The 8,969-nt window shown below is 66.6% G+C and carries 10 protein-coding genes, 1 other RNA gene and 1 pseudogene; 5 read left to right on the top strand and 7 right to left on the bottom strand.

The genetic code is table 11. The features are described from left to right. A pseudogene (locus E1261_RS17240) lies at positions 1-236 on the top strand (epoxide hydrolase); the annotation flags it as partial. Here the strand turns inward: E1261_RS17240 and E1261_RS17235 are convergent. Further along, positions 233-970 (bottom strand): hypothetical protein, encoded by a 738-nt coding sequence (locus E1261_RS17235; protein WP_132407860.1) that lies wholly within the window; start codon positions 968-970, stop codon positions 233-235. The pseudogene E1261_RS17240 and the gene E1261_RS17235 overlap by 4 nt on opposite strands. 154 nt (positions 971-1,124) lie before the next feature. On the opposite strand from E1261_RS17235, the gene E1261_RS17230 reads away from it, so the two are divergent. The 4 genes from E1261_RS17230 to E1261_RS17215 all read left to right on the top strand — a co-directional run bounded on the left by E1261_RS17230 (position 1,125) and on the right by E1261_RS17215 (position 4,006). Then, positions 1,125-1,757: a hypothetical protein gene (locus E1261_RS17230; RefSeq protein WP_132407858.1), complete on the top strand. Its 633-nt coding sequence runs from the start codon at positions 1,125-1,127 to the stop codon at positions 1,755-1,757. Positions 1,758-1,799: 42 nt separating this feature from the next. Continuing rightward, entirely contained in the window at positions 1,800-2,378 is a 579-nt protein-coding gene (locus E1261_RS17225) for a Uma2 family endonuclease (protein ID WP_132407856.1), read from the top strand. A 78-nt stretch (positions 2,379-2,456) separates the two neighbouring features. Further along, entirely contained in the window at positions 2,457-3,632 is a 1,176-nt protein-coding gene (locus E1261_RS17220; protein WP_132407854.1) for a serine hydrolase domain-containing protein, read from the top strand. Positions 3,633-3,673: 41 nt separating this feature from the next. After that, the gene (locus E1261_RS17215) at positions 3,674-4,006 is read left to right on the top strand and encodes a hypothetical protein (RefSeq protein WP_132407852.1); all 333 of its coding nucleotides are present in this window, start codon (positions 3,674-3,676) and stop codon (positions 4,004-4,006) included. 214 nt (positions 4,007-4,220) lie between these two features. On the opposite strand, the gene ssrA is transcribed toward E1261_RS17215, so the two are convergent. The 6 genes from ssrA to ftsE form a co-directional block, all read right to left on the bottom strand. Continuing rightward, positions 4,221-4,597: a transfer-messenger RNA gene (gene ssrA, locus E1261_RS17210) on the bottom strand. Between the two features lie 87 nt (positions 4,598-4,684). Continuing rightward, positions 4,685-5,245, bottom strand: a complete 561-nt coding sequence (locus tag E1261_RS17205; protein WP_238176269.1) for a DUF1707 and DUF4870 domain-containing protein — start codon at positions 5,243-5,245, stop codon at positions 4,685-4,687. 83 nt (positions 5,246-5,328) lie between these two features. After that, complete coding sequence (gene smpB, locus E1261_RS17200) at positions 5,329-5,808, bottom strand: SsrA-binding protein SmpB (protein WP_132407848.1); 480 nt, start codon at positions 5,806-5,808, stop codon at positions 5,329-5,331. Positions 5,809-5,829: 21 nt separating this feature from the next. Continuing rightward, positions 5,830-7,263 carry a M23 family metallopeptidase gene (locus E1261_RS17195; protein ID WP_132407846.1) on the bottom strand — a complete coding sequence of 478 codons (1,434 nt, stop codon included), beginning with the start codon at positions 7,261-7,263 and terminating at the stop codon, positions 5,830-5,832. 69 nt (positions 7,264-7,332) lie between these two features. Then, complete coding sequence (gene ftsX / locus E1261_RS17190) at positions 7,333-8,244, bottom strand: permease-like cell division protein FtsX (protein ID WP_132407844.1); 912 nt, start codon at positions 8,242-8,244, stop codon at positions 7,333-7,335. 28 nt (positions 8,245-8,272) lie between these two features. Beyond that, on the bottom strand, positions 8,273-8,962 hold the full coding sequence (gene ftsE / locus E1261_RS17185; RefSeq protein ID WP_132407842.1) for a cell division ATP-binding protein FtsE: 690 nt from the start codon (positions 8,960-8,962) through the stop codon (positions 8,273-8,275). Positions 8,963-8,969: the final 7 nt, after the last annotated feature.

Raw genomic sequence — 8,969 nt, 5'->3', positions numbered from 1 at the left:
ACCGCCACCCCGCGATCGAGGCCCCCACCGGAATCACCTTCGTCGGCTACGAGAACCCACCCGGCATCACCACCCCCGAAGCCCGCGTCAACCACTTCCTCGCCAGCGACCGAGCTCCCTGGTACAACCACACCAACCTCACCGCCCACCCGTACGGCGGCCACTTCATCCCCTGGGAAGTCCCCACCGAGTGGACCGCCGACCTGCGAAGAACCTTCCGCCCGCTCCGCTCCTAGCCGTTCTTCTTCGCAACCTCAGCGAGATGAGCGTTGAGCGGCGACATCACCGCGATCGCGGCAGCCAGCGCCTGCTCGAGGGACTGCCCGGCCGCGATCGCATCGTCGAACGCCCGGTGAGCGTGCGCACGCTCGTCGACAGTCTGGGCGTTGTACCGGAGCATCCAGAGCGCCTGCCCACGGATCTCCTGGCGGTTCGCCATGTCCTGGTTCTTCATCTCCTGCATCAGGTTCGCGTACTGGGCCGGAGTGAAGGGATCGCGCCAGTTCGGGTGCGCCGCCTCCCACTTCTCCCAGGTCATGTTGACCCACTTGCGCGGCCCATCGTCCGCGCCCTTCGAGGCGAGGCCGTTGAGGCCGTTCTTGTAGTCGGTGACCTGGGCGCGGGCAGCGCTGGACAGGTCCGGGTCGCCCATCGCGATCGCGTGCAGGTGCCACGGCCAGTTCGCCTGGGAAGGATCGCGGATCCAGGACGCGAACCCGACCTGCCGGGTCGCGCTGCGGATGCGCTCCCGCCTGACCTTCGGGAACAGCGCTCCCGTCTTGGCATCCTTGAGCGCGATATCCACCGCCCCGCCACCGTCATGCGTGCCGGCCGACCCTTGGACGCCGCCCGGGTTGTAGGAGCCCTGGGTCAGACGGAACGTCAACCCACAGACGAACTCCGCCCCCTCGATCATGTCGATGGTGCGTTGATTGAGGCGTACACCTCGATAGCTGATGATCGTCGGCACTTGCTGACCTCACTTCCGATGGGCGGCACCTGCCAGAATACGGTCGGCCCCGGAAATCAGCACGACGGTAATTCGGGGTGACCCTCGTCGATCCGGCCGGCGAACCCGTTCGGGCCCCCCGGGTCTGGCCCTGGTCTCGCGGTAGGTTCCGGCCATGTCGCCGAGCAAACCTCCTGCCACAGCAGGCATTTCGCTGCTGGTCGCCGTACTCGGGCTCGCCGCATGCTCGAAGGCCCCGGCGTACGACCCGAACGCGCCCAGCACCCAATCGCCGGCCACCGTCGACACCCGCCCGACTGCTCCCCCTGCTCCCGAACCCGCGGTCGCCAAGATCGGCGAGTCCATCGAGGTCGCCGAGCTCGGCAACGTCAAACTCTCCAGCTACGACCCACCGCAATGGGCCAGGGCCACCATCACCGTGACGTCCTTCAAAGTCCTCAGGACCGTCCCCGGCATCCCGGACCGGTTCAAGCGTCCCCACACCAACTACGGCCGCGTCGACATCCGCACCAAGATCACCGCGGACCCCTTCACCCTCTGGGACCAGCACTTCACCCTCATCGCCCCCGACGGCACCACGTACCCCCAGACCGCCAACGCCGCCTACCTCGACGACGAGTTCCGCAACGTCACCGACTCCAAGACCTCCGACACCCCCAAGAACCCCCGCCTCGGCCCCGCCGAAGGCGTCCTCCTCTTCCAGATCCCCGACCAGGGCCTCCCCACCGGCACCAAACTCACCGCCGAACTCTGGAAAGGCCACCCCTTCAGCTGGCAACTCACCTGACAGCGCTCATGGAACAATGGTCCCGGAGATGAGGAGGAGACAATGACAGCAGTCCCGCTGCCGCCCGCCCATCTGCTCACCGTGGGTGAGTACGCCGCGCTCGGCGAAGACGGCTCCGGCCGCTCCGAGCTCATGGAGGGCAATCTCGTGATGTCGCCGAGCCCAAGCCCGGATCACAACATGGCCGCGCTGCGGATCGCCCTGCAACTGATACCTCAACTGTCGCCGGATCTCGAGGTGATCACCGATGTCGACATCGACCTCGAGCTTGCCCCGGCCGACCAGCCCGGCTTCTCTCGCCGGCCCGACGTCATCGTCGTACGACGCTCCGCCCGCGCGCGGGTGCGAGCCGAAGGCGGTCTGATCCGGGCGTCGGAGGTGCTCGTCGTGGTCGAGATCGTCTCTCCCGGGTCCCGCCGTACCGACAATGTCGTGAAACGCGCCGAATACGCCGACGCCGGGATCCCGTACTACTGGATCGTCGACATCGAGGATCCGGTCTCACTGCTCGCCTGCCACCTGACCGACAAGTTCGGCTATCTCGATGACCAGGTGGTCGGCGGCACCTTCGCCAGCACCGCTCCGACGGCCATCACACTCGATCTCGGCGATCTCCGCTAGCAATCGCTCGGTGAGCCGCCCACGTCATGTCAGGGCGGTGTCAGTACGGCGTCTGGGGGGCTCGCGAGGGTTGTGGGCATGAACAGTCGAGTAAAGAGGTTCCTAGCAGCGGCCGTGTCCCTGGGGGTGCTGGCCGGGTTGGCGGTGCCGGGTGCGGCGAGCGCCGTACCGGCTGGTCGGCCGGAGGTACAGGCTGCGATGCAGTCGTTTGTCGATGCCGGATTCGGCGGGATCCAGGTGCGGGTGAATGACCGGCAGGGTGAGTGGGTCGGCAGCGCCGGCGTGCGGAAGCTCGGGTCCCCGGCCAAGCCGTCGACGGACGGATCGTTCTGGGTCGGCAGCGTCACCAAGACCGTCACCGCAACCGTCGTCCTGCAGCTCGTCGCCGAGGGCAAGGTCAAGCTGGACGACCCGGTGGCCGGCTACCTGCCGCGGCTCGGCCTGGACCGGCGGATCACCCCGCGGATGCTGCTGCAGCACACCAGCGGGTTGTTCGCCTACACCGGCGAGCTGTACGACGACGGCACAGTCGTGCCCGGCATTCCCGTGGTCGGGCAGGAGTGGGTCGACAACCGCTTCCACCGCTACACCCCGGAGGAGCTCGTCCGCTTCGCCCTGTCCAAGCCGGCCCGCTTCGCCCCCGGCACCGGCCAGAACTACTCCAACACCAACTACACCCTCGCCCTGCTCCTGATCGAGAAGGTCACCGGCCACTCGTACGCCGACGAGGTACGCCGCCGGATCGTCCGCCCGCTCGGGTTGACGCGAACCGTCGTACCGGGCAACCGCACCCAGCTCCCCGGCCCGCACGCCCACGGCTACTACCGCTACACCGACAACGGCGGCGAATCCAAGCTGGTCGACGTCAGCCGCATGAACCTCTCCCTGCTGGCCGGCGCCGGCGACATGATCTCCACCACCAAGGACCTGCACACCTTCATCTCCGCCCTAATGAGCGGCAAGCTCGTCCCCGCCCCGCTCCTGGCCCAGATGCGCGACCCGCACGGCAAACTCGGCTACGGCCTAGGCCTCTTCGTCCAGGACCTCGGCCCCAGCTGCGGCGGCACCGTCTACCAGCACAACGGCAGCCCGCCCGCCGGCTACGGCGCCATCATGTACAGCTCTCCCGACGGCACCAAAACCCTCACCGCCTCCGTCACCATGGGCGCGGCCGACATCAATCCCGCCACCGAGTTCCCCAAGGCGCTCGGCAAACTCCTCACCGCCACCTTCTGCACCCCGAACGGGAGCTAAGGTTCCGCAATGAGCCTCAACTGGACGCAGGTCGAGCAACCGTGAGCACCACGGAGCTCGGCCTGCTCCTGTCCGTAGGTCCGGTGGCCCTGATCGCTCTCTCCGCCCTCGCCTTCCGCCTCTTCGGCCCCGGCAGATCCGCGAAGCAGCTCACCAGTTCACCCTCACCGACCATCGACCCGGTCCGCCTGGACCTGGCCCGATCGGTAGCCACCACCCAGCTCGCCCCACACCAGGTCCCCGACGACGCCACCCTCGCCCAGGTCCTGCTCCTCCGCGACAACGGCAAACCAACCCACGCTGCCAAACTCCTCCGCACCCACACCGGCGCCTCCCTAACCGCCGCCAGACGCCTCCTCGACCGCCTCCCCTGAAACAGGCCTCGCGCTCCGTGAACACTGGCTGATCCGTACCGACGGACGGGTAGTGGTCGGATCCAGACGGCGCCTCCAGGCGCAGCGTCAGCCCTCGCGAAGTCGCCGAAGCCAACCACTACCCGTTCGTCGGTACACCCAGGTCCCCCGAACGCCACAGCCGGCCCCGAGGAAGAAAACAAAAGACCGGCCCCGAGGGGCCGGTCTTTTCAAGGGGTGGAGGTGGCGGGAATCGAACCCGCGTCCTTCAGCGTTGCCTCAAGACTTCTCCGAGCGCAGTCTGTTAAGTCGTTTTCTCAGTCCCAGCGCTCATACAGACATGTCGCTGACAGACTCAGTCACTGTAAATGTCCCGTGCCAACCCCGTGACCGAGTTGGCAAAGCAAGCTTCCTAGCTGAGGCCAGGAACCGGGTCGGAAGCACCCCCGGGCTGACCGCTTCTTAAATGCTCAGGCCGTCAGGCGGCGAGAGCGAAGCTACTGCGCTTTTCGGCGGCAGTTATTGTTTTCCAGAGATCGTTTACGAGATAACCCTGGATCCTCGGCTCGCTTCTCTTGAAACTAACGTCCAAAGTCGAAACCGTTCACCCCCTGTTGAGTTTTCAAACTCCCACCCCGGACTGCAGGTGGAAGGTCCACACTATCAAGTCCAACAAGCTGGGCGCACCCAGGTATTCCTCTACTTGATCAGGCGCAGGGTGAAGGGGTAGCGGAAGTTGGAGCCGGCTGCGGTGGCGATGCCGCCGACGCCGGTCAGGATGAACCACATCACGCCCAGGATCGGGAAGGCGAAGCCCATGAACGATCCGACTGTGCCGGTCAGGATGCCCAGGGCGGCGAAGGCCATGAAGGCGGTCAGCTGGAAGTTCAGCGCTTCCACGGCGTGCCGTCGTACGGCGGGGTTCTGCTTGCCCGCGGTGGCGACGACCAGGGCGGGGCCGACGAAGAAGGTCGGGTAGCCGAGCCAGTGGGCGACTGTGCCCATGCCGCGGCCGTCGCCGGTGTAGCGCTGGATCGGGGCCGGGCGGCTGAAGGCGGCCGGGACGTGCGTCGGGACCGGACGCGCCATCAGGCCGTCGAACGTGCCGTTCAGCTCGGCCCGCGTCCGCGCCTTCAACGCCAACTCGAGGCGGGTGTCGAACTCGAACTTGTCGACCCGGCCATCGGCGTACATTTCCTGAAGAATTTCGACGGCGCGATCCCGCTGTTCGGTCGTCACCCGCAGCTCTGAAGTGGACATGCCTCCACTGTGTCCGCCGGATGGCCTCCACCCCATAGGGTGCGCCCCGGAGCCACCCCTGACCGGACCCGGACGGGTAGGGGCTACTCCCGGCGGCGGGTGCGGTCGGACAGAGCTCGCTGGGCTTCGCGGCCGGCCTGGCGCTCGGCGAGGGCGTGGCGCTTGTCGTAGTCCTTCTTGCCGCGGCCGGTGGCGAGCTCGACCTTGGCGTAGCCGTCCTTGAAGTACAGCGACAGCGGGATCAGCGAGACGCCCTGCTGCTCGACGGCCTTGACCAGCTTCGCCATCTCGTCCTTGTGCAGGAGGAGTTTGCGGGTACGGCGGGGCTCGTGGTTGGTCCACGTGCCGTGTTTGTACTCCGGAATGTGCATTCCCTGGAGCCACAGCTCATTACCGCGGACAGCGGCGAACGCGTCGACGAGGGAGGCCCGGCCCTGCCGCAGGGACTTCACCTCGGTCCCCGTCAGCACCAGCCCGGCCTCCACGACGTCCTCGATGTGGTAGTCGTGTCGCGCCTTCCGGTTCTGCGCGATCGGCTTCTCCTGGCCGGTCTGTTTCACCATCCGACCAGTATCTCAGACCGCCTACAACCACTTCATCGGATTAACCACACGACCGTCCTGGTAGACCATGAAGTGCAGGTGGCAACCGGTCGAGTACCCCGTCGTACCGACGTACCCGATGATCTCGCCGCGGGTCACGCGTTCGCCGACGCGGGCCTTGTAGCGGGACAGGTGGTTATAGACGGTGGTGACGGACGAGCCGCCGATCACTCCGTGTGAAATGAACAGCCGGTTTCCGTAACCACCGTTGTAGTACTTGTCAGTCACGCGACCACTGGCCGCGGCCCGGATCGGCGTACCGCAACCGCCGCCGAAGTCGGTGCCGTCGTGCAGCTTCCAGTAGTGCAGGACCGGGTGGAACCGCATTCCGAACGGCGACGTGATGTAGGTGTTGAGCGGCATGCTCAACCGACCGCCACCCTCGTCCGGGTCGTTCGGCACCGGCCGCGGCGGCCGATTCTCGCGGCGGGCCCGGTCGCGCTCGGCCTTCTCCCGGGCGGCCTTGCGGCGCTCGGCCGCGGCCTTCTCGGCGCGGGCCCGGGCGATCAGGATTTGCTCGACCCGGCTGCGCTCGGCCAGCAATGCGTTGTACTGCGTCTGCTCGGAGATCTTCTCGCGCTCGGCCCGTTTGTAGAGGACGAGCTTCTCCTTCGTGACCGCCTCGGCCTCGGCCTTGTCGGCAGCGACCTGCCGCGTCAGCTCGGTCACTTCCTTGACCGTCCGCGCCGCCTCGGCCCGGGCGGCCGCCGCGGACTGCTCGGCGGCGGCGACCTTGACCTGCCGGCTGGCGAGCTGCGCCTGCGCGTTGTTCAGGTTCGTGATCGCGTTGCTCTGGATGCCGAACACGTTCCGCTGCACCTGGATGCCAGTGGCAACATCAGCCGGCGAAGCGCCTTGCAGCGCAATGCTCAGACCGACCAAGCTGTTCTGCTGCTGGTACGCCGACCGTACGGCGCGACCGGCCAGTGCTCGCTTCTCCGCGAGTGCCCGCTGCCCTGCTTCGACATCCGCCACAGCCTTCCGCAGTGCCCGTTCGGCGCGCGCGAGCTTGCCCGCGGCAACGACATCGGTGGCCTTGGCGGCAGCCAGCCGGCCCTGGGCAGCGGCGTACCGGGTCTGGACGACCTTCAGCCTGGCGTCGGCCTTGGTGTAGGCCGTGACGGACTGGCCGAGCTGATCGGAGGCCTCGGCCAGTTCGGCCTTGGACTTGCCGATCTGGGCGTCGAGATCCTTCTTCTTCTGGGCTGGATCGGGCGGGTCCGCCTGGGCAGGCGCAACCGCCGCCAGGACTCCGGCGGACAGGGACAGGACAAGGCAGCATGCGGCAACGACCGTCTGCCGCCCCTGCGATCTCGTGCGGGAACGCGGGCGCGGTGTGGCCGAGGTGCCGGTGCTGTCGTCTCGCTGGATGCTCGCCCGCTCACGCGGGTCTGCACCGGGGAAGTGCGGGACCACAGGTCGACCCCTTGCTCTGGGTTTAGTTGTCGTGCAATGAGACTGCTACTGCACGATAAGTCACCCGGGTCAGACTTTGAGGTATTTCCGCGTCGTCAGGAATGTCGGGATCACCGCGAGCACCAGGCCGACCACGACCATGATGAGCGTGGCACGGAAGGTTTCGGTGGCGCCGACCCACTGCCAGACCTTGAAGGTTTCCTGGGCGCGTCGCATCACCACGAAGTACACGCCGAGCCACAAGGTGCCGCAGGCAAGGACCGCGCCGATCAGCGCGGCCAGGATGGCTTCCAGCAGGAACGGTAGCTGGATGTAGAAGTTCGAGGCGCCGACGAGCCGCATGATCCCGATCTCCCGGCGTCTCGCGTACGCCGCCAATCGGATCGTGTTCGAGATCTGCATCAACGCGGCGATCAGCAGCAGGCCGGCCGAGATATAGGCACCCACCTGGACGCCTTCGAGGGCCTTGAACAACGGATCGAGGTACTGCCGCAGGTCCTGCACGTTGTCGACGCCGGGCAGACCGGCGACCGCGCTGACCAGGTTCTGGTACTGCTTCGGATCGCGGAGCTTGACCCGGAACGACTCCTGCATCTGGTCGACCGTGACCGTCGACGCGATCGGCGAGTCCTTGTAGAGCTTCTGGAACTGCGCGAACGCGTCCTTCTTCGACTCCCCGAAGACACCGTCGGGCGCGGTGTCCGGGTTCGACTCGATCACCTGGCGGATCCGGTTCTTCTGGTCCTGGGTCACCTCGGCGCCCGAGCAGCCGCGGCCGCCGGTGTCCTTGGTGCACATGAAGACCGAGATCTGGATCTTCCCGTACCAGTTGCCCTTCATCAGCCCGACCTGCTCGTTGGCCAGCAGCGCGCTGCCGAACAGTGCCAGCGAGACCCAGATAGTGACGACGACCGCGATCGTCATCGACAGGTTCCGCTTCAGGCCGATGCCGAGATCGGAGAGGATGTAGTTCAAACGCATTGTTCAGTCAGTCCCTACTCGGCGGCGGTCAGTGCTGGTAGCCGTAGACGCCACGCGACTCGTCGCGGACGACATGACCGTTCTCCAGCTCGATCACGCGCTTGCGCATCTGGTTCACGATCGACACGTCGTGGGTGGCCATCACGACGGTGGTCCCGGTCCGGTTGATCCGGTCGAGCAGCTTCATGATGCCCTCCGACGTCGCCGGGTCCAGGTTTCCGGTCGGCTCGTCGGCGATCAGGATCATCGGCCGGTTCACGAACGCCCGCGCGATCGCCACCCGCTGCTGCTCACCACCGGACAGCTCGTCGGGCAGCCGGTCCTGCTTGCCCTCGAGCCCGACCAGCTCCAGCACCTCGGGAACCGTCTTGCGGATGTGCGAGCGCGGCTTGCCGATCACCTGCAGCGCGAAGGCGACGTTCTCGGCGACCGTCTTGTTCGGCAGCAGCCGGAAGTCCTGGAACACCGTTCCGATCTGCCGCCGCATCTGCGGGATCCGCCAGCTCGCCAGCCGGTTCAGGTCCTTGCCGGCCACCATGATGTGGCCCTTGGACGTCCGGTGCTCACGCAGGACCAGGCGCAGGAACGTCGACTTGCCGGACCCGGAGGTACCGACCAGGAAGACGAACTCGCCTTTCTCGATCTCGACGTTGACGTTCAGCAGAGCGGCCTTGGTCTGGCCCTCGTACGTCTTGGAAACATTCTCGAAGCGGATCACGGGTTCA

The organism is Kribbella albertanoniae (genome assembly GCF_004348455.1).
Classification (GTDB): domain Bacteria; phylum Actinomycetota; class Actinomycetes; order Propionibacteriales; family Kribbellaceae; genus Kribbella; species Kribbella albertanoniae.
This window is presented reverse-complemented; position numbering and strand designations above follow the sequence as displayed.